The organism is Pelagicoccus sp. SDUM812003 (genome assembly GCF_031127815.1).
Taxonomy (GTDB): Bacteria; Verrucomicrobiota; Verrucomicrobiia; order Opitutales; family Opitutaceae; genus Pelagicoccus.
Genome location: NZ_JARXHY010000002.1, coordinates 527602 through 552935, shown reverse-complemented (window position 1 = coordinate 552935; position 25334 = coordinate 527602). Strand labels below are relative to the sequence as shown.

The 25334-nt window shown below is 56.2% G+C and carries 20 protein-coding genes; 8 read left to right on the top strand and 12 right to left on the bottom strand.

Annotated elements, in window-relative coordinates; genetic code table 11:
• Nucleotides 1-319: 319 nt before the first annotated feature.
• The 4 genes from QEH54_RS04405 to QEH54_RS04390 all read right to left on the bottom strand — a co-directional run bounded on the left by QEH54_RS04405 (nucleotide 320) and on the right by QEH54_RS04390 (nucleotide 7359).
• Nucleotides 320-1399, bottom strand: a complete 1080-nt coding sequence (locus QEH54_RS04405; protein WP_309017414.1) for an arabinan endo-1,5-alpha-L-arabinosidase — start codon at nucleotides 1397-1399, stop codon at nucleotides 320-322.
• A gap of 323 nt (nucleotides 1400-1722) precedes the next feature.
• Nucleotides 1723-2628 carry a hypothetical protein gene (locus QEH54_RS04400; RefSeq protein ID WP_309017413.1) on the bottom strand — a complete coding sequence of 302 codons (906 nt, stop codon included), beginning with the start codon at nucleotides 2626-2628 and terminating at the stop codon, nucleotides 1723-1725.
• Between the two features lie 7 nt (nucleotides 2629-2635).
• Complete coding sequence (locus QEH54_RS04395; protein WP_309017412.1) at nucleotides 2636-4234, bottom strand: sigma-70 family RNA polymerase sigma factor; 1599 nt, start codon at nucleotides 4232-4234, stop codon at nucleotides 2636-2638.
• A gap of 338 nt (nucleotides 4235-4572) precedes the next feature.
• Nucleotides 4573-7359, bottom strand: a complete 2787-nt coding sequence (locus tag QEH54_RS04390; RefSeq protein ID WP_309017411.1) for a glycoside hydrolase family 2 TIM barrel-domain containing protein — start codon at nucleotides 7357-7359, stop codon at nucleotides 4573-4575.
• Nucleotides 7360-7530: 171 nt separating this feature from the next.
• On the opposite strand from QEH54_RS04390, the gene QEH54_RS04385 reads away from it, so the two are divergent.
• The 4 genes from QEH54_RS04385 to QEH54_RS04370 are packed head-to-tail and all read left to right on the top strand — an operon-like array spanning nucleotide 7531 to nucleotide 10970.
• The gene (locus QEH54_RS04385) at nucleotides 7531-8517 is read left to right on the top strand and encodes a hypothetical protein (RefSeq protein WP_309017410.1); all 987 of its coding nucleotides are present in this window, start codon (nucleotides 7531-7533) and stop codon (nucleotides 8515-8517) included.
• 42 nt (nucleotides 8518-8559) lie between these two features.
• The gene (locus QEH54_RS04380; protein WP_309017409.1) at nucleotides 8560-9564 is read left to right on the top strand and encodes an aldo/keto reductase; all 1005 of its coding nucleotides are present in this window, start codon (nucleotides 8560-8562) and stop codon (nucleotides 9562-9564) included.
• A gap of 31 nt (nucleotides 9565-9595) precedes the next feature.
• Nucleotides 9596-10318, top strand: coding sequence for an SDR family NAD(P)-dependent oxidoreductase (locus tag QEH54_RS04375; protein WP_309017408.1), 723 nt, complete (start codon nucleotides 9596-9598; stop codon nucleotides 10316-10318).
• Entirely contained in the window at nucleotides 10296-10970 is a 675-nt protein-coding gene (locus QEH54_RS04370) for a ThuA domain-containing protein (protein WP_309017407.1), read from the top strand. The genes QEH54_RS04375 and QEH54_RS04370 overlap by 23 nt, the downstream gene beginning before the upstream one ends.
• Before the next feature lie 111 nt (nucleotides 10971-11081).
• Here the strand turns inward: QEH54_RS04370 and QEH54_RS04365 are convergent, their stop codons facing one another.
• Both QEH54_RS04365 and QEH54_RS04360 read right to left on the bottom strand, forming a co-directional pair.
• Nucleotides 11082-12110: a hypothetical protein gene (locus tag QEH54_RS04365; protein ID WP_309017406.1), complete on the bottom strand. Its 1029-nt coding sequence runs from the start codon at nucleotides 12108-12110 to the stop codon at nucleotides 11082-11084.
• Nucleotides 12111-12382: 272 nt separating this feature from the next.
• A complete protein-coding gene (locus QEH54_RS04360) occupies nucleotides 12383-13792 on the bottom strand; it encodes a glycoside hydrolase family 88 protein (RefSeq protein ID WP_309017405.1) in 1410 nt (469 codons plus the stop codon).
• Between the two features lie 110 nt (nucleotides 13793-13902).
• Here QEH54_RS04360 and QEH54_RS04355 point away from each other — a divergent pair, with 110 nt between their 5' ends.
• A complete protein-coding gene (locus tag QEH54_RS04355) occupies nucleotides 13903-14961 on the top strand; it encodes a LacI family DNA-binding transcriptional regulator (RefSeq protein ID WP_309017404.1) in 1059 nt (352 codons plus the stop codon).
• Nucleotides 14962-14965: 4 nt separating this feature from the next.
• On the opposite strand, the gene QEH54_RS04350 is transcribed toward QEH54_RS04355, so the two are convergent.
• The 4 genes from QEH54_RS04350 to QEH54_RS04335 form a co-directional block, all read right to left on the bottom strand.
• A complete protein-coding gene (locus QEH54_RS04350; RefSeq protein ID WP_309017403.1) occupies nucleotides 14966-15478 on the bottom strand; it encodes a YdcF family protein in 513 nt (170 codons plus the stop codon).
• A gap of 347 nt (nucleotides 15479-15825) precedes the next feature.
• Entirely contained in the window at nucleotides 15826-18525 is a 2700-nt protein-coding gene (locus QEH54_RS04345; RefSeq protein WP_309017402.1) for an ADOP family duplicated permease, read from the bottom strand.
• Nucleotide 18526: 1 nt separating this feature from the next.
• Nucleotides 18527-18844, bottom strand: a complete 318-nt coding sequence (locus QEH54_RS04340) for a PadR family transcriptional regulator (protein ID WP_309017401.1) — start codon at nucleotides 18842-18844, stop codon at nucleotides 18527-18529.
• Nucleotides 18845-19126: 282 nt separating this feature from the next.
• Complete coding sequence (locus QEH54_RS04335; protein ID WP_309017400.1) at nucleotides 19127-20515, bottom strand: family 43 glycosylhydrolase; 1389 nt, start codon at nucleotides 20513-20515, stop codon at nucleotides 19127-19129.
• A gap of 393 nt (nucleotides 20516-20908) precedes the next feature.
• Between QEH54_RS04335 and QEH54_RS04330 the strand changes: the two genes are divergently transcribed.
• On the top strand, nucleotides 20909-22306 hold the full coding sequence (locus QEH54_RS04330) for a glycoside hydrolase family 28 protein (RefSeq protein WP_309017399.1): 1398 nt from the start codon (nucleotides 20909-20911) through the stop codon (nucleotides 22304-22306).
• Nucleotides 22307-22356: 50 nt separating this feature from the next.
• Here the strand turns inward: QEH54_RS04330 and QEH54_RS04325 are convergent, their stop codons facing one another.
• Nucleotides 22357-22824: an Rrf2 family transcriptional regulator gene (locus QEH54_RS04325; protein ID WP_309017398.1), complete on the bottom strand. Its 468-nt coding sequence runs from the start codon at nucleotides 22822-22824 to the stop codon at nucleotides 22357-22359.
• A gap of 154 nt (nucleotides 22825-22978) precedes the next feature.
• Here QEH54_RS04325 and QEH54_RS04320 point away from each other — a divergent pair, with 154 nt between their 5' ends.
• Nucleotides 22979-23827, top strand: coding sequence for an SCO family protein (locus QEH54_RS04320; protein ID WP_309017397.1), 849 nt, complete (start codon nucleotides 22979-22981; stop codon nucleotides 23825-23827).
• Between the two features lie 445 nt (nucleotides 23828-24272).
• Here the strand turns inward: QEH54_RS04320 and QEH54_RS04315 are convergent, their stop codons facing one another.
• Nucleotides 24273-24548 (bottom strand): DUF2249 domain-containing protein, encoded by a 276-nt coding sequence (locus tag QEH54_RS04315; RefSeq protein WP_309017396.1) that lies wholly within the window; start codon nucleotides 24546-24548, stop codon nucleotides 24273-24275.
• A 140-nt stretch (nucleotides 24549-24688) separates the two neighbouring features.
• Between QEH54_RS04315 and QEH54_RS04310 the strand changes: the two genes are divergently transcribed.
• Nucleotides 24689-25333 carry a Crp/Fnr family transcriptional regulator gene (locus tag QEH54_RS04310; RefSeq protein WP_309017395.1) on the top strand — a complete coding sequence of 215 codons (645 nt, stop codon included), beginning with the start codon at nucleotides 24689-24691 and terminating at the stop codon, nucleotides 25331-25333.
• The last annotated feature ends 1 nt before the right edge of the window (nucleotide 25334 follow it).

Sequence of the window (25334 nt, the reverse complement as noted above, 5' to 3'; positions counted from 1 at the left end):
TTGTTGATGCGGAGCTTCGCTATGGCGCGCTCGTGGGAGGCGTCGTAGGCGTGATAGACGAGGTAGTCGGTGCCGTCGAAGGTGTAGGCGGAATTGTGGCCGACGCCGTACCAGTTTTAGTCGCCTTCTAGGAGGAAGAGCGGGTAGGGCGGACTGGCCCAGTCCGCCGCTGGGCGCCGATGGAGCGGATGGGCGTTTTCGAATCCTGCAGCTCGGCGGTCTGGGCCAGACCGCCCTACCTTGGTCGTTCGGATGGATAGCGTTCGCTTGCTACACTTGTATAAAGCTCACGAATACGGGTGTTTGATGCCGGGCTGGTTTATCGCCCTTCTTCTTCAGGCGTTACCAGCTCGCCGACGGTTGGCCAGCCGTCGTCGGTCCAAGCGATCTTGTTGATGCGGAGCTTCGCTATGGCTCGCTCGTGGGAGGCGTCGTAGGCGTGATAGACGAGGTAGTCGGTGCCGTCGAAGGTGTAGGCGGAATTGTGGCCGACGCCGTACCAGTTTTCGTCGCCTTCTAGGAGGATGGTGCCGCCGCCTTGGTCGAGGCGTTTTCCTTCGCGGTCGAGGTAGGGGCCTAGTACGGTTTTCGAGCGGCCCACGATCATCTTGTAGGTGCTTTCGGCGCCGCGGCAGCAATAGTCGATCGATGCGAATTGATAGTAGTAGTCGCCGTGGCGGAAAATGAAGGGCGCCTCGATGGCGTTGCCGCCGGCGTCCACGGGATTGTTGCCGGGGGCTGGGGGATTGGGGGCGTCGGGATCGGTTTTGCGGCTGGCGATGGTGGGAAGCACCTCTGGTTCCTTTTCGACGAGGCTGATGAGATCGGGTGCGAGCTCGACGATTTTCAGTCCGCCCCAGAAGGATCCGAAGGACATGTAGGGGGTGCCGTCCTTGGCCTCGACTATATTCGGGTCGATGGCGTTCCAGTTGGTGAGTCCCGGGTAGGATTGGATGACTTTGCCATGGTCGACCCACTCGAAATCAGGGCTTTCCGGATCAAGCGTTTTGTTGGATGCTACGCCGATCGCGGAGGTGTTTTTGCCGAAGGCGGAAATGGAGTAGTAAAGGTAGTAGGTGCCGTCGTGGTGGTAGATGTCAGGCGCCCAGATATGTCCCCGAAAAGTGGGTACGGCTTCTTTTGCCCAGGCGGGAGGCTCGCTGAAAACGGGATCGAGCCGCACCCATTGTTTGAGATCGGGAGATGACCAGACGCCAACGCCCATGCCGGTGCAAAACAGGTAGTAGGTATCGCCTTCTTTAGCCATGACCGGGTCGTGGACCGGAATGTCCGAGTGCGGCTTGGAGAAGTCGGGCCAATCTGCTGGCTGGGCGGAGGCGGTGGCCAGAGCGGCGGTTAAAATCCCGATTAGAATCAGCGGTTGGAGTATCGATTTCATCGTAAGCGCGTTGGGGTTGGTGGTTAGCCGACGCAGCGTAAGGTTAGGCAGCTGCGAATTCTTTGTATAACCATGCGCTTTTTATTTCGAAACCCAGCCAGATTCTTTCGAGTTCCGTGGTGACCGTCAGAATCCAAGGCAGGTGTGCGCTTCGTGCTTACTTGGAATTGCCACGAAAAGGCACAAAAAGCTCTTGCAACCTTGCCTGCCTCATAAGGCAGGTTCCTGCGAGCTAATCGCCTATGTCTTGGGGCGGCTCTACCGTGCGATTTAGTAGGCTGTCAGCCAAGTTTCGGCGGAGTTGATCTACCAGATGCAGAATACTACGGGAGTTCGACCGGCGAGGTGATGCTCTCGAGCAGTTCGGAGAGATTCGTTCTGTATTCTTCGGAAACGAGCGACTCGAGTTCCGCGCTGTTCAAGGGGGCGCGTCCGTGTTCGGTCTCGAACCGCTGGAGGGCGTCTTGGATCCGGCTCTGCTTGTACTCGTGCGAAGGATGAACACCGTAGATTCCGTCCTTTCTGAAGGTCAGGCGAGAGTTCCAGAGCGGATCTACGAATTCATCTGTTTCAACGAGAATCAATGTGGAAGCGTGTGGGCTTTCGGGTATTTTTCCGCTTGGGTTGATCTGATAGCGTTCGATGATGGTCTGGTCGAATGCGCCGTTCGAATAGGCGAGGAGCTCGGACGAATCAGCGGGAAGTTCGCCATCGGAGTCTTTCAGGTATTGCGCAAAAGCGTGTTGAATAGCTTCGGCTTGGCGCATCTTTGCGATCTGGCGAAGCTTAGCCAGGGCGATGCGGAAATCGGCGTCGGTCTCGATGCTTCGGAACTTGGTAACGTCTAGCCAATCGTTTGGGGTCAGGTTTCCCATCTCTGGAATGGCGAGCGATGGATTTGCCCTGAGAAAATCGGAAAGGCGCTCGACGCGCTTCAGCCAGTCGCCGAGGACGCTGTTTTCTGGGGTCGATTGGAGCGTGGGTTGCGAGCTATCTTGCGTTTGGGGCTCTTCATCTGGCTCGGGCTCTTGACTCTCTACAAGGGCGATTTCCGCCCGCAGCTGTTCGATCGCTTCGACGACCTTCTTTTGTTCGAGATCGGAAACCTGCAGGGCATCCGCTTGACGATCGAGCGCATGCGCTTTTTGCGCGAGGTGGAGACTCGTAGCGACTGTCGCCACGAGCAGACAAACCGCAATTGCGAAGCTGAGTTTGATTCTCGTATTCATCGCTTACCTACTTGTCTGCTGACATCGTATTCGAGTCGAATGCGATAGGCGTTGATCTGGCGGCGTTGTATTCAGCGATAGTTTCCTGCGAAGCCGAATCGGGGAGATAGGGGGCGATTTCTTGGTCGTTATGCGGAGCGCGGCCGTGCTCTTTTTCAAATCGATAATAGGCTCCGTCGAGGCTGAAACCGACGCTGTAGTGATTCATCATGCCGCGAGGGTAGATGGAAATAACCGCCTCCCAAATGGGATCGACGGGCTCTTCCTTAAGGATGGGATTGCGGCTGTCGGAGTCGGTGGCACGTTCGCCAACGCTTCGATCGATATGGTATCTTGCTAGAATGGCGGGATCGAGCTCTAGGTCGGTGACGGCGGCAAGCTCGGCGATCGAACGAGGCAGTCGGTTGTCATGGTCTTCTAGATACGAGCGCACAGCGATGGTGAGTTGTTTGGTGGACTCTTGTTTCGCCATCTCTCTGAGCCGGGAAAGGGCTTTGCGGTAGTCGGCCTCCGTTTGCAGCGGACCTTCTTTGACCGAGTCCATCCAGAGGGCGACGTCGGCGTCGTCGAGTTCGGGTATGTGGTACCGCTGGTTTCGAGCGACGTATTCGGCCAGATGGTCGGCTCGCTCCACCCAAGCTTCCAGTTCGACCTCGAACTCCTCTTCCGTGAACCCGTGTATAGAGAGTGGGGGCGAAGCGGGCGAGACTGGCGAAATCTCGCGTTCGCCAGCCTGAGCGAGCTCGGCTCTGAGGGATCGGGCTTCGGCGAGCAGGTTTTGGTATCGGTCGAACTCCAGTCGGGCGTGGCTGAGGTTTTCGTTCGCTGCGGCGAACTGGCTCGAGAAGTACACGAGGGTACCGGCTGCGATGACCGAGGCGATCGAAAGGGAAACGCTAGCGGCTTTCGTTGTATTCATAAAGTTGATCACGGCGTTGACCGTCGAGGCGCTGGACGCGACGCACAGCTCTGTCAGCGAATGTTGGACGATCGCTGCTGAAAGGCCGGACGGGGCCGCCATGGAAGCTTGTCCGGCGATGACCAGACCGAGCGCGGCGCCGGAGGATTTGATGCCTTTGCGAGCGAGGTGGTGGTGCAGTTTCTCGAGGGCCCGTTTGACCCGCATACGAGCAGCGTCTTCCGAAATGCCGAGACGTTGCCCGATTTCCGCATGGCTTTTCTCGTCGAAAAACCGCAAGGCGATGGCGGCTTGGTCGGACTGGCTGAGATCGCAGATCGCGGCGTCGATCAGTGGTCGCGCTTGTTCCCAGTTTTCGTGCGGTCTCTCGATGGCTTCCTCTTGAAACATAGCGGTCCTTTCCCTTTGGCGTCGCCTGATTTCCTTGCGTCGCGCGTCCTTGGCGGCGAGCAGGACGCTGCGGTAGAGCCAACCTGAGAGGACGACTTGCGGTTTGAGGTGCTGCGCCTTGCGGGCGAGGTTGAGAAAGACGAGCTGACAGACGTCGCCCGCGAGATGGGCGAACTCGCCGAGTTGGCGTGAGGCGACCGAGTAGACGAGATCGATGTGGCGGTTGACGATCTCTGCGAAAGCGTCGCGGGAACCGTCTTCGCGATAGCGTCGGAGGAGTTCGGAGTCTTCAGTCATGCTGTTACTCCTTAATACTGTCGCCGGCCGGGAAACCGAACAATAGGGAATTACGTTTGGAGCGTTTTCGGAACTGAGACGTCTTTCGAACGCGTCCGGAGGCCGCGTTCCACCTTTGGATCCAGACTTATTCCGCTCTCAGGGCCTCGGTGGGCGGGAGCTTAGCGGCGGGCATCCAGCTGGCGAGGAAGGCGACCCCAAAGGTTCAGGTATCCTGATACGGGTCGGTATTCAGCGGGTAGAAGGTTTCGAAGGTCGGGATGCCGACCTGAGGCTTCGGTGTGGGCGAATTTCGTCGGTTGTTTCGGGGGACGTGGCTGGATCGGCGAGCGATTGAATTAGGGGGGAGTCAATCGGAAGAAAATCGTCGCGGAGAAGCTTTGTCCGCCGCGATGTGGCCAGCTGGGTTGCCCCTCGGGCCCATGCTTGGCGGCGGGTTTGAACTTGGTGCCGATGGGGGCTATGGAGTGCAGGAAGGAAAGATCGCCTGCAGGAAAATCGACATGGGTATTCGCGGGCTCTTCCGTTTCGCTTGGCGTGAAGAGCCGCAGATTGATATCGGGAGACGCGATTACGATTTCGAGCGGAGTGGCGTCGCTCTGCAGTTGAGCCCAGTAAACATCGTCGTGGAAGCCCTTGAATTCTGGATACGCCCAGCTGGCTCCCGTGACAGTATCGTTGTAGGCTTTTTGCCAAATGCCAAATTCCGCTCCCTTCTTACGATTTTTCCAAACTCGGTAAGGGCCCTTGCCGAGCCAGCGAGCTCCTGAGACTTGCGTCTCGTCGTAGTCGAACGACACGCCGAAGTAGACTGTGGGCTCGAAATAGCGGTGGAAAAACGTGTAGTCGAGTTTGAGCCAACCATCGGAAAGCAACTCCCAGGATACCTGTTTGAGCGGCCCGTCGTAATTCGCTACCACGATGCCGTTTTCCACGTCGATAGACTGCAGCTCGGATTCGCCCGACAGTAGGATCGGCCCGTTCTTGAGTGGCGAACTGAAATCATCGTTCGCGAGGCGAGAGAGCATTCCGGTGCTGCGATCAATGACAGCAGAGGACGAGCCGTTTCGTAGGACGATCGCTGCAGTTGACTCTTCAATTGTTGTATTGGAATCTTGGTTATCGAGCAGCCTTTCAGCAACAGCGCTTGGATCGCTTAACATCCATGACCAAGTGTAGATTTCGCGGCCGTCGGGATAGTGGGCGGACAAGGTCAGGGCATCGTTGTTAGCCCAATCGTCTGGCAGCTCCATTTCTAGGAAACCATCTAGAAGCGGAGCGACGGAGGGAGGCTCGATACGGCCGGTCTCGACAATTTCCGTTTTGGAGCCGTCAAGGCTGTCACCAAGGAATGCGAGTAGCTTCCAATTGAAGCTGAGTTGATCGATATTGGTGAAGGAGAATCGGTTTTCAATGCGAAGTCGCCCGTCGAAGGAAGGCGGAAGCGTATCGACTTCGGTTCTCGGAAGATAGATAGGGGCCCAGATTTCCTTGATGGTATAGAAGCTGCCCTCCTTCTCGCGGTAGGGTCCAACGATGCCGTCTGGCGCGCGATTGCCTGCCACGTCGATCGCTCCGTCCTGGTCTTCCCGCACGATGCCTTCGTCGGCGAAGGCCCATAAAAAGCCGCCGAGTCCGAGTGGATGGGATTGGATGCGCTTCCACCAATCGTTGAGTCCCGCTCCGTGTCCGCCGTCGTAGAGGCCGTGCAGAAACTCGGTGGGCATGATCAGGTCCTCGCCGTGAAAGAACCAGTTTGGCCCAGAGTCGAAGTTTTCGTAATGGCTGGTGTTGATGCCGCCGAAGTTGTGCCAGGGATGGATGACCGGGCGCTTTTGTGGATCGTAGAGGGCGAAATCGTCGTCGAGATCGGTATTCCAACCGCCTTCGTTTCCATTTGCCCAGATGATGATCGAGGGGTGGTTGACATCGCGAGTGACCGTTTCGCGGACGAGCTGCGGGCCGACCTCACTATCGTAGCTCTTCTGCCAGCCCCCGAGTTCGTTGATGACGTAGAGGCCAAGGCGACCGCAGGCTTCTAGGAAATGCGTATCCGGAGGATAATGACTCATTCGCACCGCGTTCATGTTCATCTCCTTCATCAGCTTCACGTCAGCCTCGCTGAGCGAGGCGTTGGTGGCCCGACCGGAGCTAGGCCAAATGCTGTGACGGTTCGCCCCCTTCAGGATGATCTTTTGTCCGTTCAGGTAGAAACCGTCTTTCGGTCGCAACTCGATCGTACGAAAGCCGATTGTCGTGTCCATCGAATGTGTCGTTGAACGATCACTACGAAGCGTGACGCGAAGTTGGTACAGGTTAGGCCATTCGGCAGACCAAGGCTCTATGTTCTTCGCGGTTCCGCTGATCCGAGCGATGGTCTGTCCAGCTTCGACCGGTCGCGATTTTGTTTTGGTTAGGCGCTTCCCTTGGAGGGTAAAGACTTCCGCGGAAACGGATGCGGATTTCGAGAGGCCGCTGAGGAAGAGGTCGACCGTGAAGGAGCCATCGTGTCGGGCGTCCACGGCGATTCGATCGATGTGGGCGGCAGGCTTCGCTTCCAGCCAAACGGGACGAAAGATGCCGCCGAAAAGCCAGTAGTCGGCCTGGCGCTCGGCGAGATTCACAGACTCGTTCGAGGAGTATTTTTGCACGTCGACTTCCAGTAGGTTTTCCTCGCCGAACTTCAAGAGGTCGGTGATGTTGTAGGAAAACTGGTAGAAGCCACCTTGATGTGCCGGACCAGCGGATACGCCGTTGATCCGTACTTCGGCATCGGTCATGGCGGCCCCGATGACGATGCTTACGCTTTTGTTCTCCCAAGACTCCGGGACGGTGAATCGGTGACGGTATTGCCCAAGCGAATCGGGCGCCGGGGTTTCGTTCCAATCCTCCCAATAGTGATAGGTGCCGAACCCCTGCATTTCCCAGTTGGAAGGGACCGGAATGCTAGACCATTTGTCAGCGTTGCGCCCGCCGTTGACTTTGAATTCCCAGTCCACGGTATCGTCGCTGCCGGTGCCGGAGAGCATCAGGATTTCAGTTTCCGCCGCGATTACTCGAAATGGAATGGCATGCAGCGCCAAGAGAGCGGCAGCGAGGAGACAGGTTAGAAGTCGGTTAGCCATAGGGTGAGGGGGTCTGTTTAAACACCTTTCTTCACAGTAGCTAAGTGTTCAAGACACTCTCGTTTAGACTGTCTAAATAGGGAAGAGATAGCTTTGGGGTATTGGTTGGGTGGAGAGTCATGTAGGAGAAGCAACCCCATGAACTGCCCAATCAACCCCTTTCGATATTCGATGAGACTACTTTCCATGCTGCTCGTGATGGGGTTTGGACTGCTTGCTCACGCGTCGAGTTCTCCGCCTCCTAACGGTTCTGGAATCGGTGGAAAATCGTTTCTTTATGCGGGGCAGTGGGACTACAGGAAAGAGATGCAGACCCTGTTCGTCGTGCGAAAGGGGCAGATCGATTGGACCTATCAAATACCGCTCAAGGATGGAGATGGGAACATTCAGGAGTTTAGCGACGCTTCGTTGCTGGCCAACGGCAATGTGCTGATCGCCTACATGCAAGGAGCTCGCCTGATCGGACCGGACAAGCGAACGATCTGGGAATACGAAGCGCCGGAGGGCTTCGAGATACATGTCGCTCAACCGGTAGGAAGCGATCGCGCGCTGATTGTTCGTAATGGAAATCCGGCGAGAGCGCTGCTTGTAAACACGGCAACGAACGAAACGCTCAAGGAAGTCGAGCTGCCGACCGGCAATCCCCAGTTTACTCACGGACATTTTCGTAGGGTGAGAGTGACGGAAGAAGGCACATTGCTGGCAACCCATCTGGATTGGAACAAAGTAGCTGAATACGACTGGGACGGAAATCGTATCTGGGAGCTCGCAGTCCTGTCCCCTTGGGGAGCAGAGCGTCTCCAAAATGGGAATACATTGGTGTCGAGTAATCGTGGATTCGTTCGCGAATACAGTCCGGACGGGGAGGTGGTGTGGGAGTTAAACCAATCAGACGTAAAAGACTATCGCTTATTCGGGCCTCAGGAAGCGCATCGACTAGCCAACGGGAATACCTTGATCTCATTCTGGTGTCCTGGCGAACTCAAGGATCCCGAGGAGTGGAAAGGCACGCTTCAGGCCTTGGAGGTGACTCCGGAAAAGTCGGAGGTCTGGGCTCTCCGATCGTGGGATGGAGAATTCGATCTGGGACCTGCAACCTGTATTCAACTTTTGGACGAACCTTTTCCTGATAGCAGATTCGAGACGATCGATTTCTAGAGATGCTCGAAGCAAATCGAAGAGGAGAAATTTTCTACTGTTATGAACTATCTAGCAAATGAATCACGTTACCAGAACGAAGCTTTCTACCGGCGTTGCGGTCGGAGTGGATTGCTCTTGCCGGCGCTTTCCCTTGGCCTCTGGCAGAATTTTGGAGACGACTTTGGATACTCCCGAAACAGAGATCTGATACTCAAGGCTTTTGATTTGGGCATCAACCATTTCGACCTAGCGAACAACTATGGCCCGCCTCCGGGAGCATCGGAGCGAATCATGGGGCGTGTTCTCAGCGAGGATCTGGCGGCGTATCGGGACGAGCTGATCGTAACCACCAAGGCAGGCTACGACATGTGGGAAGGGCCCTACGGCAACTGGGGATCGCGCAAGCATATGATGGCTTCGCTTGATCAAAGCCTTTCGCGACTCGGCTTGGACTATGTGGATATCTTTTACTCGCACCGTCCCGATTCGAACACGCCGATCGAGGAAACGATGGGCGCGTTGGATTACGCGGTTCGTTCTGGAAAAGCCCTTTATGTAGGGATTTCCAACTACAGCGTCGAGCAGACGCAAAAGGCGGTAGATGAGTTGAAGCGATTGGGCACGCCGTGCCTGGTGCATCAACCGCGCTACAATATGTTCGAGCGTGGAATCGAACACGGGTTAACGGATCTTCTCGAATCTTCGGGAATGGGCTGCGTGGTATTTTGTCCCTTGGCTCAAGGGCTTCTGACCAATCGCTATCTCGACGGTATTCCAAGCGATTCTCGGGCGGGGCGGGATTCGCGCTTCTTCAAGTCGGATGACGTGACGGAAGACAAGTTGGCCAAAGTGCGTGCTCTCAATGAGATCGCGAAGGAGCGTGGGCAATCGTTGGCTCAAATGGCGCTGGTGTGGAACTTGAGGAATCCGGTGGTTGTTTCCACTTTGATCGGGGCGAGCCGCGTTTCGCAAATCGAGGAGAACGTAGCCGCCCTCGACACGGCGACTTTCAGCGAAGCGGAGCTTAAGCGAATCGATGCGATTCTAGCCGAGAAGGAGGCTTAGAGCGCTTTTCCGGAAGACACCGTATTTCTAAATGAGAACGATTCTAGTCACCGGAACGGACAGGGGGCTCGGCTTTTCCTTGGCACGACAATCCCTAGAGTGCGGGGATACAGTGTTTGCCGCATGCTTGGATCCGGAAGGAGAGGGCCCTCAATCACTTTATACCAACTATCCGGATCGTGTAACGCTGCTTCCTTTGGACCTTGAGAACGTCGACAGTATTGTGAGAGTTGGCGAGGTGATTCGTTCGACCGGACTGTCAATCGACTGGTTGGTGAACAATGCCGGAATACTAGGGGATATCGAGCATGCTATCGATGATCCGGGCCTCGATTTCGACGATATCCTCAGAGTAATGCGTATCAACGCAGTGGGTACGTTGCGGGTGATCCATGAATTATGGAGCTCGGTGGCTTCCAGCAAGGAACGTTTGATCGTCAATATTTCTTCGGAAGCCGGAAGTGTCGGTCAGAATTGGCGCGATCGTTGGTTTGGCTATTGCATGTCGAAATCTGCTCTCAATATGGCGGGAGCGCTCGTGCATACGCAGCTGAGGGAACTTGGAGGAAGAGTGATGCAAGTGCATCCCGGATACGTGAAATCGTATATGCATGGGAGCAAGAACGAGCAAGCAACCTACGAATCTGACGAGGCGGCATCTCTCATTCTAGCAACCGTTAAGCGTGTGTTGGAGCGCGAGATAGCGGAGCGCCCGGAATTTATCGATTTGAATGGAAACAAACTCTCTTGGTAAAAAACTGATGTCACCAAAAGCTATTGTATTCGGAAACAGCGTGGCACCCTACCATCCGTTGGGAAGAGTGATCGCGCCTATGCTCGAAACCTTCGAGCCAGCGTTTGATGTGCAGGTCGTAGACGGGCTTTCACGTCAAGCGCAGCTCAATGGATCGCTGTCATTGATTGTCGGGTACGAGGACGTCTGGAAGGATCCGATTTCCGACGAACTGGCGGATCGGCTTTGTCGATTTGTGGAAGAGGGGGGTGGTCTTCTACTCGTTCACAACGGGATTTGCTGGGCGAATCATGCAAGAATTCGTTCGATGGTCGGAGCTTGTTTCGATGGTCATCCGGAACAGGAAGCTATGGAGTATGCGAGCGATCGCGCCGCGATCGATACGGTTGAGTTGGATGTAGGGCCCTTTACGCTTTTTGAGGAGCCCTATCGCTACCGTTTCGAATCCGATTTCCAAGGGACCGTTTTTATGACCTATAAGTATGAGGGGCGATTTTGGCCTGCTGGATGGACTCGCGTCTTTGGCAAAGGGCGGATTGCTTGTCTACAACCGGGGCATCGCCCGAAAATTTTCGAGAATCCCTCATATCGGGAGGTGTTGCGAGCGAGCGCCTTTTGGTGTGCCGGCATTCAGCGGCAGCCAGCGAAATAAGACGGTTGGGAGCCCCTTTTTTCGAGGAGACGTTGGTTCGCCTTTAGGCAGCGAAGGCCCCCTTTCTCCTCCGCTGCCTTAGGTGTGTCATTCTACCTAAAGTGATTCTCGTTAGATAAAGGGTCTTCTATCGAGGATGTTTCGTAGAGGTCGATCTGTATAGATCGACTGAATGCCCAGGAAATTCTGTAGCTCGGCTGCTGCGGTGATCGCTGCGGCGAGGGCGTGTGCGGGCTGTTTGCCGGCGAAGGTCTTAGCGCGTCCCTCAGCCGAAAACACATTGCGCTCGAGGAGGCGCGCCACTCTTCGTGCCGCTTCCTTGACCTCCGCGAAGCGGTGATGGGTCTGGCGAGAGGTGCGGGTCAGTAGGTAGAGGGCGTCGAGCGTGAGCCAGAGCTGGTTGTTTTCATCCCAGTAGCCTTCCTGCTTTTGCAGGTTGAGCACGGTATTGATCCGAGCTTCCGGGTACGGCATCTGGCGATTGAAGTGATGGTAGAGAAACGCGTAGTGGAAGCTGCCGCCGATTTGGTCGATGTCTCCGCCTGCGGGCTTGTCTATTCCAAGCAGGCCGTTGTCGTGATTGCAGAGCGAGTCGCAAGTTTCGAAGTACTCGTCAAACCAGTCCGATATCCTCAGCTCGTCAGCAAGCGCGCAAATTGATCCGATGCCAGCGCCGAAGTGGCTTTCTGGATACGATCTTTCCTTCCAGTCGAGACTGAGCAAATAGGTTTTGGGCGATGTGAATTCCGGTCCGATGCTGAGTGTCTCTTTCGCGTTCAGCCCCAACAGCTTTAGCGTGGATAGCGCATACGCAGTGTTGTGGATGACAGCATGCGTGGGCTTCTTCTCGGCGAACCACCCATGCGCTTCGGTTTGAAAGGAGTTGATCGCTTCGGACCAGTCTCTGAGGTTTCGTTCACCGACAGGCAAGCGGTCGATGGTGTAGAGCACGCTCGCCATGTCGCAGATACCGTAAAGCTCTACGTCGTCGTCTTCTGGATGGCGGGCGTACAGGGCTGTACTCCCGTTGCGTCGAAGGGATGGTTCGAAGTCGTCCTCGATCCACCGGATGAACTCTCTAAGGTCTAGATAAAGAGCGCTATGGTTGGCAGTGGAAGGCGGTGTTTTTATAGGTGGCATTTTGTTTGGAGATGGGTGGTCCCGTTCTGTCACGCTCAGTAGGCAGGCAAAGGTTTGGGTGTCGAAAGGGGGTTGAGTTTTGTAGTTAGATTGCTGTGACGGAATTTCTAGGAGTGCGCATCCGATATCCCCTGGGCCGCTCAACGAAGTTTCGTCATGGCGAAAGTAGGTGAAGACTCGAGTGGGGAAAAACTGGAAAATGGTTCTCAAACCATGCCCTCGATGGAGGGGAAATTCTACTCGACCGCGGGTTAGACAGTCTAAATGGATTCTTACCAGTCCGGCGTTTCACCGAAGTGGATGGCGCTGTCGTGAAAGCTGAGCTCGTCACCGAACAGCTCTAACATCTCAAGCACTTCCGCGCCTGCTAGAATCGTCGGACCGTATCCGTGCGGAGCATGTTTGCTAACCGGCCGATAGGCGTAGAATGCCGCGTCCCAACCGATCCCGGTGCCGACGCAGGTTCCATGGATGGCTCCTTCTTCGTCGATCTGGGTGGATAAGGCATTCCAGCCGAGAATTGCTCTCGGCGCGTAGGCGCTGGCTTCGATCCAGCCACGATTGATGCCACGGGCGAGGGAGAAGACGAACATCGCGGTGGCGGAGGTTTCCTGATAGGTTTCTGGTCGGTCGAGGAGCTGGTGCCAGAACCCGTCGATGCCTTGGTGGGCGGCGATGCCTGCGATGTGCTGTTGGTAAATCGAGAGAATCGTGTCGAATTGAGGATGGTCAGCGGGAAGCTCCGACAGAAGTTCGGCCGTAGCCATAATCGTCCAACCGTTGGCGCGTCCCCAGGCGAAGCTGGGATGTGGGCTCATGTCCTCTACCCATCCGTGACGATAGATTCCTGTATCTGGAAGATACATACGCTCGTTCATTTGGATAATCTGAGCGCAGGCGTCGTCGAAGTACTTGTGTTCGCCGGTGAGCTTTCCCATTTGGGCGAGGGCGGGCACGCTCATGTAGAGATCGTCGAGCCAAAGGCTATTGGGCAGGGGGCGATTTCGCGCGAAAGTACCGTCGGCGAGCCGCATTTGCTTGTTGGAGATGTAGTCGATCGCAGGGTTGAAGAAGCGAGAGAGGTCATCTCCTATGCCATGGGCGTGGGCTTTGATGATACCTGCTGTCATGGACCCGCATTGGTCGAGGTTGTGCGGCTCGATCAAGCCGTCCGTCAGGTAACGTCGTGGTCTGTCCTCAGGCAGGCGCTGCAAGTAGCGGGCGCCGATCTGCTCGATCGCTTCCAGTCGTTGTTTGACGTAGTCGTGATAGAAGGGATCGCCAGTGACCTCCGCGGCTCTAATCATGCCAGCGTAGGTGACTCCCCATTCGTAGCTGATTGGAGAGAAGAGCCCGTATTCAAGACCTGGATTCAGTACGTCGGAGTTCCCTGCTTCGATCGCTTCTCCGGTATCCAGGTCGATCCACCGGATCGGGCAGTTATTGTCTACATACTTTCCTACGCGGGCGAGCGTGTCTGCCACCTGTTCGGTTTCTGGCACCCGATAGGGTACGGGGTAGTGTGGATCCGATCTCCATAGTCCAACGCCAGGCGACGCGTCTTCGCCGCGAATCTGAGCTCGGGCTTCGGGTCCGAAGCTAGTGAGGCAAACCGCGAAAAGGAGAGAGCTTTTGAATAGGGAGACCGGAGTCGCCAGGGTAGTTCTTGCTAGAGTTTTCATGGAGCTTGTTCGAAAGGGTAAACGTGAGGATCCGTGATTAACCGATCCAGTTTGACATTTTCCAGTTGCCGAGGCCATGAGCGAAACCCTAGAAGTTTAGACAGTCTAAAATGCCCCAGGACGCCAAACCCACCATACGTCTGATCGCTCAGAAAACCGGTTACTCGAAAGCCACCGTGGCCAACGCTTTGAACGGGACGCCGACCGTGGCCTGGGCTACGGCGAAGCTGATCCATCAAGTTGCCGAAGAGTTGGGCTATCGTCGAAACTCCATGGTGGGCGCGCTGATGTCCGCAGTGCGCCGCTCTGGAGAAGGAAGCTTGCAAGGCGTTTTAGCGGTGGTGGAGATCGGAGAACCAGACCGCCCGGAGCACGGCGTTTTCCATCGGGCCTTGCTTGAGGGATGTCGGGACGGCGCGAAAGAGCTGGGCTTCGGGCTCGATTTTTTCCTTCTCGATCCGGGGGAAATCACGCCCGAGAGGTTGAGCGGCATAATGAAGGCGCGAGGGATACGCGGTGTGGTGCTTCTGCCATCGTGGAGATCGCCGAGCTTTGATCGTTTCGACTGGGATTGGCTGACGGGCGTTTACGCAGACTATTTAGCGGAGGAGCCGAGTCTTAACTCGGTTTGCTGCGACCACTATCGCACGGTGCTCGAGGCTTTGGAGAGCATCTACTCGCTCGGCTACCGTCGGCCCGGTATGGTCTTCGAAGAAGGACGGGAGGAACGAATCCACATGCGTATGAGCGCCGCTTTGCGAGTCTTTCAAACAAGACGACCTGATATCACTCACATCGAGCCAAGGTTTTTGAGCGAGATCTCGAAACCGGCCGTGCTATCCTGGGTCGATGAGGTTGAACCTGATATTGTTTTGGCCCACCAAGGCAATGAAGTGATGGACTGGATACAGGAAGCCGGATATCAAATACCCTCGGATATAGGATTCTTTTGTCTCAATCTCACGAAAACGAATAAACAAACCGCGGGTTTGGATCTTCGTCCCAACGAGATTGGACGTTGTGCGGTCGAGCAACTGGTGGCTCAGGTGCAGCGGCAAGCTTGGGGACGTGCTCGAACGCCCACAACGACATCTATCGTTGGAAGATTTGTGTACGGGCCAACGATTGGGGATCGTTCTGAAGCGCCCGGTAGCCTCGAGGCGAAATGAGGTGCTAGTCGTTGTCTTGAGCCATCAATCTTTCAAGTGATCTCTTTTCGTGCTGGATTTGACTTGGCAGGTCGAACTCGCAGAGGGATTCGTCGGTTCGAACTCCGATGAACAGCATCGAAAGGCTGAGTGTTTTGTACTCCTTTTCAAATAGGTAGCGGGCTCTCGCTAAGTGGTAGTCGGAAGTAATGACTACGATGCACTTGGAATTTTGGCCTTCGACGATTGCTCGCGATAGGGAGGCATCTTCGATGGTGTTGCGGCTAGACGCAAATTCGAGAAAACGATCTGGCGCGACGCCAAGCTTAACAAGGTAGTCCGAGAGGTACTTAGCGTGTGGATACGGAGTGGTGTTGAAATGCTCTCCAAATCCTCCGGTTAAAAGGATTTTCCAGGTGGGATTGTCTTTCCACAGCTTATACGCTTGTTCGCATCGAGCTTTAGCGACGCTGAAGAGCACGCCGTCTGGACTATTGGGAGACCCTAACACGATTATGATGCCGTTCTTGCCAAACATGTAGCTGCGAACGAAACGGATCGCTTCCTGCCGACGCCAGCAAAAAAGATGAATGCATTCTTAGCTTTTGTGAAGCGCCCGCTCGTACCCGAACGCTTCCAGGTATCTGGATACAAGGGATGCTTCCTTCAGGACACAGGACGCCACGAAGATATTCAGTCCTGAAATTTCGATCGAAAGCTCAGCCTTCCTTGCGAGATTGATAAGCGGCCGAACTCAAAGGATCAGGGTCGATTCCCGGTGGCCCTAGGCTGAGTCTGAATCACTTGGCTCTCTGTCTCAGCGAGCAGATGAGGATGTCGGTCGAAATCCGGCGGCTTGGGTGGAAAGCGATCGAAGGGAGGTCGCTATTCCGCTCTCAAGGCCTCGGTGGGCGGGAGCCTTGCGGCGCGGCGGGCGGGGATCCAGCTGGCGAGGAAGGCGACCCCAAAAATCAGGATGAAGGCTGCTGCGAAGCTTAACGGGTCATAGGGCTCGATTTCGAAAAGGAAGCTCCGCGTGAAGCGAACGAGGGAAACGGCGATGATGACTCCTACGGCGATTCCAATGAGGGCCTTGGTGATGCCTTGCCGAACGAAGAGGGCGACGATTTGCCGCGAGCTGGCTCCGATGGATCCGCGTATCCCGATTTCCCTTACGCGCTGCGTGACGTCGTAGCTGAGCATGCCGTACACGCCGATCGCGGCGAGGAGGAGACCGATTGCGGCCAATATGGAAACGGCTGCGGTGAGCACCCTACGAGCTTTCAGGCCTTCGTCGAAGAGTTCTTGGATGGTCGCCTGATGGTACATGGGAAGGGAAGAGTCGACGTCGCTGAGAGCTTCGCGGGCCAGGGACAGGCAGGCTGCCGGCGAGAGCCGAGTGCGGATCTCCACCGAAAGGCCGGGCTGTTGCTTGGGCTGAAGGTAGTAGACGGTGGGCAGGTGTTCCGAATTGTCCAATCCGGCAAGGTTTACGGACTTGGCGACGCCAATGATGGTTCGCCAGCTCTCGGGGTCGTCGTCGTTTCCGCCAAACGCGAAGGCTTGGCCGACGGCATTTCCGTCTTCGATATACCTTTTCGCGAAGCGTTCGTCGACGAGGTAGTACTGGAAGGGGTTGCCTTGGTAATCCGTTTCCTCGAAGGATCTGCCCGCTAGAATGGGAATGCCCATGGTTTCGAAGTAGCTCGGCGAGACACCCATGGCGTAGGCTCGTGGGGCCTGGTCTGCGCCTGGGTAGGGTCGTCCGCGCAGGGGCCATTGACCGACGTTGATGCGCGGGTTCGCCGGCTGGGTGGACGAGTAGCTGACGCTTTCGACCCCAGGGATGGCGCGTAGCGCTTCTAGAATGCGGCTTTCGATCGTGGCCCAGTTTTCGACGTCGGTTTGGGTGATGTTTCGGGCGGTGCGAAAGTAGACGACCCGCTCGGTGTCGAATCCCGGGTCGACCTCCATGGTTTTATGAAAGCTACGCAAGAGCAGGCTTGCCCCAACCAGCACCACGATGGCGAGGGAGAATTGGATGACCACAAGCGTGTTGGAGAAGACGCGAGATTTGGCGCTGCTGCTCGCAAGGCGGGTGTTCGACTGGGCGGATGCTCCGAGTCTGAAGCGAAGGAGTTGGCTCAGTGGCGCGATATTGGATACGAGCGCGATCAAAGCTGCGATCAAGAGAATGGAGAGCGCTACGGCGCCGTCGATGGCGACAGGCTGGGCTTCACGGACGAGGTCTCCGAAGGCCGCATTGAGGTAGGAAAAACAAAGCGCTGCGATACCTATCCCAACTGCGGCGCCGACCAGAGCGAGGAGGAAGCCTTCGATCAGCAGTTGCCGGAAGATGGCGGCTCGGTTGGCCCCAAGGGAGATGCGGATCGAGAGTTCGTTGAGGCGAGTGTTGAAACGGTTTAGAGTGAGGTTGGAGATGTTGGCGCAGCCGAGGGCGACGATGAGCAAGGCGGCGGTTTGTAGTAGGAAGAGACTGTTGCGGGCGCCTCGGGTTTGCTCGGCGCGAACGGCGCCGAGAGCGAGCTCGTGGCCAGCTTCCTCTTTCCTCGCCGTCAGGGGTTCCCGGTTAGGGGCGTTTTCGACGAAGTTGTTTTCAATGGTGTTGAGCTGGGCGGCGGCTTGTTCGAAGGAGACGCCCGCCTTCAGCCGTCCGTAGAGGGTAGGGCGAAAACGGTAGTGCTGCTCCTGCGACGCTTCCGCTTCGGTCCAGGTGTAAGGACGAAGCATGATCGTGTCGGCATTCATGGCTTCCAGCTTTCGCGGGGCCACGGCTACGATGGTGAAGGGAGCTCCGCTGAGCTGTATTTGTTTTCCAATGATATCCGGATCGGCGCCGTATCGATTTTCCCAACACGTCTGGGTGAGCACGATCAGATCTTCGCGACCTTGCTCGCGATCTTCTTCGGTGAAGAAATTGCCCAGCAACGGTTCGATATCGAGCAAGTCGAAGTAGTTAGCAGTCACTTGGGAACCGATCCCTCGCGTGGCGCTGCTGTCCTCCCCGATGTTGAAGGTCCAGAAATACCAGAGGGCGAGCTCGTCGAACAAATCGGCCTCCGCCTGGAATGCCTTGTATTGGTGGATGCTGACTTTGCTCTTCGGCTGCCCGATTTGGGGTAGGGTGTTGTAGACTTCCACCAGGCGATCGGGATCGCGAAAGGGGGGTGGTTCGAAGAGCAGGTTGTAGAGCGAAGCGAAGGCGATGGTGTGCGCTGCGATGCAAAGAGCGACGGTGCTGATGATGGTCAGACAGTAGCCTTTGGAGCGGGCGAGGGAGCGTACGGAGAACTTGAGGTCCTGTATCGAGTTTGTGACGACGCGGTTTCCCCAGGAATCGCGACACTCCTCGCGGCAGCGATCAACGTTTCCAAATTCCTTGCGGGCCAGGGTGCGGGCTTGCTTGGCGGAATGGCCGTTTTTAACCAACTCTTCGGCTCGTTCTTCGAGATGAAACTGTATCTCCTCGTCGAGCGCTTGCTCCTTCCATCTCAGGCGCAGCGTGCCGAGTAGAATGTTGCGGATTTCGGCGAGGCGCTGGCGGAGTCGGAGGAAGGGGCGCATGCTAGGCTTGGTCGAGGATTTGGTTGATGGTGGAAACGAACTCCTGCCACTGCTGGCGCTCGGTCTCGACTTGCTCATGGCCGAGAGCGGTTAGCTGGTAGAACTTGGCCATCTTGCCGCTGGCGCCCGCTTCCTTGCTCGCTTTGAGGAAGCCGCGACGCTCGAGGCGATGCAGGGCTGGGTACATGGATCCGGGGCCGACGGTCAGCGAGGAGCTCGACAAGACCTGGATACGCTTGGAGATGTCCAAACCATGACGTTTGCCCGAAACGAGGATTCTCAGAATCAACATGTCCAGGGTGCCTTGCATCAGTTCCATGTATCGAAGATCGATACAAAGGACGTTGTGTCAAGCTACGATATCGAATGTCGATACAATGAACTTGGAATGGCGGTTGGCGTCTGGGGAAGCGAATTCGGCTCTAGACGGCTGAGATCGCGTTTCCCTTTCGGGTACGATTATCTTATGGGCCGCGGCGTGACGCCGTCCACCGACTCGAGCCGACGATCTAGAGATGGCGGGTCGAGGCCACGTCTTGCAGATGGGCTTTGGCTTGTCTCGAAGCAGCGTCGAAACGCGCTGTTGTCTGTGGTGGCGATACTATCGAAGCACCAGCCATTCGAAGAGAGCGGGCGCGTAGGTTTCGTCGGTAGGTATAAAGCGGATACGAAGGTGCTTGCAGGTCGCATTCTTATCGATGACGATGGGCGATCCTGCGACTGGGGATTCTCTGCGGTCCACCAGTACGGTCCATTGCTCTCCGTCGCGTGAGTGCTCGATGACGAAGGCCTGTTCCTTCCAACCGAATTCTGGCCGTAACTCCTGTCGGGAAACGGTCACGAGGGAGTCGAACGAAAGCTCGAGCGTTGGATCTAGGTCGTCACTAGCTGGCTCCCAGCGGGTTGCGTAGTTGTCGTCGGTGACCCGTACTGGAAGCGTGTGTTCATTCAGATGGCTTGAGGCCGAGACGCTCGATGGCGAAATGATGGAGCGCTCCGCCAGACGGTTGGAGACAAGCGGGGGGCCTTCGTGTGTGGGGATGACCTCTTGTATCAGCCCATCATCGGTGAACTCCAGCTTGTCGACACAGATTTGGCGGTGCACCGGTTCGAAGGGAATGTTGTGCCGATGGTAGAGAATGTAGTTCTGTCCTTCGTGTTCGAATACGGTGTGGTGGCCGGGCGAGGAGATGTTTTTCGAGTGGTCCGTCACTAGGATGGGACTGTTCATCGCTTCCGTGAAGGGGCCAAGTGGGGAATCTCCGACGGCGTAGTGGACTTGGTAGGTGTCGATGGTTGTCTTGCCATCTGAATACATGAGAAAGTATCGGCCGTTTTCCTTCACCATGATTGGCGCTTCGAAAAAGTTGCTAGGAGTGACGTTGATCACCTCGCCTTCGAAGCGAGACATGTCGGGACTCAGCTTGGCGGCATAGCAGCGACCGTTGGTCCAGTTCCAGCCCGAGCCCCAGTACAGGTAGGCGCTTCCATCGTCGTCGACGAAGGCCTGGGCGTCGATCATGTGATAGTCCTTTGCGAAGGTGGACGGGATCATGGGCTGGTCGCCAAGCGGGTTCTCCCAAGGCCCGAGCGGATGATCAGCGACCCCGACCCAGACTTCGCTGCCCACGGAAACGTGCATGTAGAAACGACCATCGGTTCCCTGTACGACCGAGGGCGCCCAGACCATGGCATCGAGTGAGGTGGGGCTGGTGCAGGCTGTCTTTGTCGGCCAGTTGAGGAGATGCAGCGTCCAGTTTTTGAAGTCCGTCGATTCCCAGCACGACAGCTGCTCGCCTCCCCACGGGTCGATAGTGGCGTAGATGTAGTGCTTGCCTTGGTACGAGACGATTGACGGGTCCGCGTAGTAGCCTGGCAGGATTGGATTGGCGTTGCCCGCCTCCTCTCCCGATTTCTGAGCGAAGCTGGTTGCGGTCGAAAAGCAGAGAGCGGCGACAAGCCCTGCGAGAATGTAGTGGGATTTCAGCATGAGAGGGTGATGGGGGGGGATATCAGGGTACGCTTCCCTGCGACGATGCGTAGGAGGGATGTTCGTACGCTCGTGGGCAGAAATCAAATCGTTAGGCGAAAAAGAGAACCACCGCAGCTTGGGTCGGTCGCTAGGTTCGATGACGAGACGGATGTGGTGTTGGATAAGGATGTATTCGAGAATAGGTTACATGCGAAGGTTGCTCTGAGGTTCGTAGAGCTCGGCTGGGCGATCAAAGCCATGGGGGGCAGTCGCGTCGACCAGGACGGCTCTTTGAGACGAGGCGCGGTCGCGTGCCCGGTTCTTCCCGAATCGAGTCTCCTTCACGCTCGGCCCCGAAATCTTTTCGCGGTTCGGGTTGACTTTGCTAACACGTGTGTGGATTTTTGTCTTATGCTCTGGAAACGACCCCATCCATTCGCGCCATCTCGTGTTGGAGCTCCTGCCATCTTCGCTCTTCTGGTGTTCGCTGCTGTCGCGGCAATCGCTCAGGAGAGTCCACCTGCGGACTGGAAAATCGCCGACCTCATCGCTGAGACCGTGGAGTTGCCGCGAATTCCGGATCGGGTGGTTTCGATCGCTGATTTCGGCGCTCAGCAGCATCCGGCGGATGCGCGTCCTGCCATATTGGCGGCCATCGAATCGGTCAGCGGAGCGGGCGGCGGCAGGGTGGTTCTGCCTGCGGGCAAATGGTATTCGGAAGGGCCGATACACTTGAAAAGTCGTGTCGAATTTCACGTGTCCGAGGGAGCTACGCTGTTGTTTTCCGGCAAGCCGGAGAGCTACCTACCGGTGGTGAAAACGCGATGGGAAGGCACGGAGCTGTTTACCTACTCTCCGCTTATCTATGGGCGGGATGTGGAGGATGTTGCCGTCACGGGTCGTGGCACCATCGATGGCAATGCCGATAGCGCATTCAAGGCGTGGCATGGCATGCAGGATGACGACATTTCGAAGCTGCGCCGCATGGGATTCACAGGGACGCCAGTCGAGCAGCGACAGTTTGGCGAAGGCAGCCACCTGCGTCCGCCAGCGGTGCAAATCTTTGGTGGCGAGCGTGTATTGCTGGAGGACTACAGGATTGTGAACTCTCCCTTCTGGATAAACCACTTGGTATACGTGACGCACGGCACGGTGCGTGGCTTGGAGGTTGAGAGCCATTTCGCGAACAACGATGGGATCGATATCGAATCCAGCTCATGGGTGATCGTGGAAAACTGCCACTTCCGAACGGGAGACGATTCGGTGGTGGTGAAGTCGGGGCGTGATCTCGATGGAAGGACTATTGGAATCCCCAGTTCCTACATACTAGTTCGCGACAACGATATGGGCGGCGAAGACGGCATCGGACTAGGCAGCGAGATGTCAGGTGGGATCAGCCACGTCTATTTCACCGACAATCGCCTGCAGAGCGGCTCCTCCGCCTTTCGGTTGAAGTCCAATCTCGACCGAGGCGGTCTTGTAGAGAAAATACGGATACGAAACTTCGAAGTCGGCTCGTTCGATACGCTTTTCTGGTTTCAGTTGAACTACCCGAGCAAGCAAGGAGGGAACTTCCCTTCGACCTATCGCGATATCGTGTTCGAAAATATCCAGGTCGAAGATGTGAAAGTGGTGATGGATATTCACGCCCCGGATTCGGCTCCCTTGCGCGACGTCCTTTTCAAGGACATATCGGTGGCGAGCGCCGAGACGAATTTCATCATCGAAAACGCCGAGGGACTTCGGCTGGAAAACTTCGCGATCGGCGATCAGATCATCGATGGCACGTTCGACTGGAGGAAAAAGTGAGATGGACGCGTCGCCAGAGGTGGAGTCGCGCCGGTTGGCTCTGACAATCCCTAAGCGGATGCGCTCGCCTTGCGCTTCGAACGCTTCGGGAGCTCTATGCCCAGCGGGACCGATTTCGACCGCGTTTTGAGAAGGTCTGCGACCAGGGTGTCCTTGAAGGCGGATTCCACGGTCTTGACGGCGTCGTTGAGCCCTTTGTGCATGGGGCAGAGACAGGTCCCGTGTTCCTTGAGGCCCAGGGGGCAGCTATGTATGCGCTGAATCGGATCGACAGCGTCGATAACGTCCAGCACGGTGAGTGTCCTAGGCGACACGTTGAGGCGTATCCCTCCCCCGGTCCCTCGCTGGCTCTTGGTGATTCCCGACTTGGCGAGCAGCTGAAGTACCTTCGATTGGTAGTCAAGCGGGGTTCGCGTGCCTTCCGCGATCTGCCGAGTGGTCTGAGATTCGTCGGGAGACTGGACCAGCCAGACCACGGCCCGCAATGCGTATTCGGCGGTATCGGAAATCACCTTCATGCTCTAGTAACTGGAGCGAACGCTCCAATTAAGCAATGAAATTTGAATCGGAGCCCGCGACTTAGGGCAGCTCTGTCGTCGGGAGGAGAACCAATTGGGTGTGGGGTTGACTTAGGTCAAAGTCGCCGAAGTCAAATTCGGTTAGAGTGTCGCCATGAAACGTAAATGGCTCGCGCTAGGATTTTGCATGGCGTTTTTCACCTACCTAAACGGGTTTGCCGCCCAATTCGAAGTGGAAGGCACGGTGATGCAGCTTCGCTCTCAAAGCAGTACCGTAGTAGTGGCTCATGAGGACATTCCGGGATTCATGCCAGCGATGACGATGCCGTTCAGAGTTAGGAGCTCCGAAGAACTGAATGAGCTCGTCGTTGGAGATCGGATACAATTCCTCTTCGAGGTGGGGGACGAGGAGTCGTACGCCTTCAATTTCAAGGTCACCGGGAAATCGGATCGGCAAACGCGGCCACGTCCCGATTCCAAGATCGTGAGGACGGTGAGGGAAGGAGACCTTGTTCCCGATGCTGATCTGGTGAATCAAGAGGAGGGCGCGATCGCTTTGGCGGATGACGAAGGGCGCTGGACGATCATGACCTTTATTTTCGTACGCTGCCCAGTCCCCGAGTTTTGCCCTCTGATGAGTCGTAATTTCATATCGATACAGAAAGGCCTGAGCGCGAAGGCTCGGGAGCGAACCCGGCTTCTCAGCATAACGCTGGATCCCGAGTTCGATACGCCTGAGCGACTCAAGAGCTATGGAAGCAGCTACGGGGCGGACTTCTCGAGTTGGGATTTCGCCACTGGTTCGAAAGAGGAGATCGATCGGCTCACGGAAGCGTTTCGCGTATATGTGAAGGAAAATGGAGTCACCTTGGATCACACGCTTTGCACCGTTCTGATTTCTCCGGAAGGAGTGATCGAGAAGGTTTGGAGAGGAAACTTCTGGAAGCCGGAGGAAGTTATTTCGAAGATCGAAGCTGTCATCGAAAGCCAAGGAGATTTCTAATAGGGCGCTTGCGTAGCTAAATGTGAATACGCAGAAAGCGTCGGCCGTTGCTTGGCATTGGTGGAGGGCTGGCTCGTTTGTCGGCCGAGTGTCGGGGTATGTGATCGGACTCGGTCGGGGGCCTGATGGCTCCGACGATGAACGGCATGGAGAATCGAAGCAAGCAAGGCGGGCAAAGGGTGGTTTCGCGTGGGGGTTCGAAACGAAGTTGGACAGGAAAGCGAAGCACCCGAAAAGCGTCGCTTTCGAATAAGGCGGTCAGCCTTTGCTAGATCTCGTAGGACCGCAAATCGGTGCGGACTTGTTTGCGAACCTTACCATCAGTGGTCGCTTCTAAGATTTCGATTGCGGTCGATTGCTTCGTTCTGGGGTGCCGGTTTTCCTTAAGAAGAACGCTGTTCGATGAGCTGTCATGTGTCGTTTTCTCCCGAGTCCTTGTATCCGATCAAAGAATACAGGGCGGTTCGAAATCGGATCGACCGCTGCCTTCCGAGGTCTTGGCGAAATCGATGATCCAGAGCTCCTCCGACTTTTGTTCGCTACTGTGTTCGAAGCCAAGATTGCCCAGCATTTCGTAAAGCGGGATGGGTTCCCATGTGGTTAAGAGTCGGAGACTTTGATTATCCTGCAGCGACTCGATGGTGTTCAGGATGAGCGGCAGCGGGCTACGACCTTCTGCAAGAGTTTCCCTAACATCGATTTCTACGAATTCCTCTTTCATCGAATACAGTATAGCGCCGAAAGCTCGAAGTGCCTTGATTCTAGTCAAGTGGGGCGCATATTCGGGCCCTAATGTCTGATCCTGCAACACCCTCGGATATCCGTAGAGCCTTGATCATCGGAACTCTGCGAAAATGTCGCATGTTTTCTGACCTGGCACCAGCCGACTTGCAGGACGTGGCGGATACCTGTGTCGTGAAGAATCTGGAGCGAGGCGAGTACTTGTTTCGGGAGAAGGAGAAGGCGGAAGGCTTTTTCGTGATGCATCAGGGCTCGGTGAACGTGCATCGCGTCACGCCGGAAGGGAAGGAGCAGGTGATCGCGGTGTTCCGTCCGCCGGAAGCGTTTGCGGAAATCACCTTGACCACCATCGATACGTATCCAGCGGATGGAGTCGCTTTGGAAGCGTCCCAAGTGATCCTTGTGCGAAAGACCGATTTTCGAGCCTTGATCTTGCGCAAGCCAGAGCTGTCGCTGCGCATGCTCACTTCGATGAGCTACCACCTCAAATACCTGGTGCAGATGATCGAGGACCTTAAGTTCAAGCAGATCGAGGCCCGCTTGGCCAATTGGCTGCTGCGCAATAGTTCCGAAAGCACGGAGGGAAGGCCAGTCATCGTGCGGCTCGATGTGAGCAAGCGTGTGCTGGCAAGCCAGCTAGGCGTCGCCAGCGAGACGTTTTCACGCGCGTTAGCGAAGTTTCGCGAGGAGTCATTGATCGCGGTCGATGGTCCGGAAATCACCTTGCTGGACCGGTCGGGACTGATGGATTACGTGAAGGGCTAGA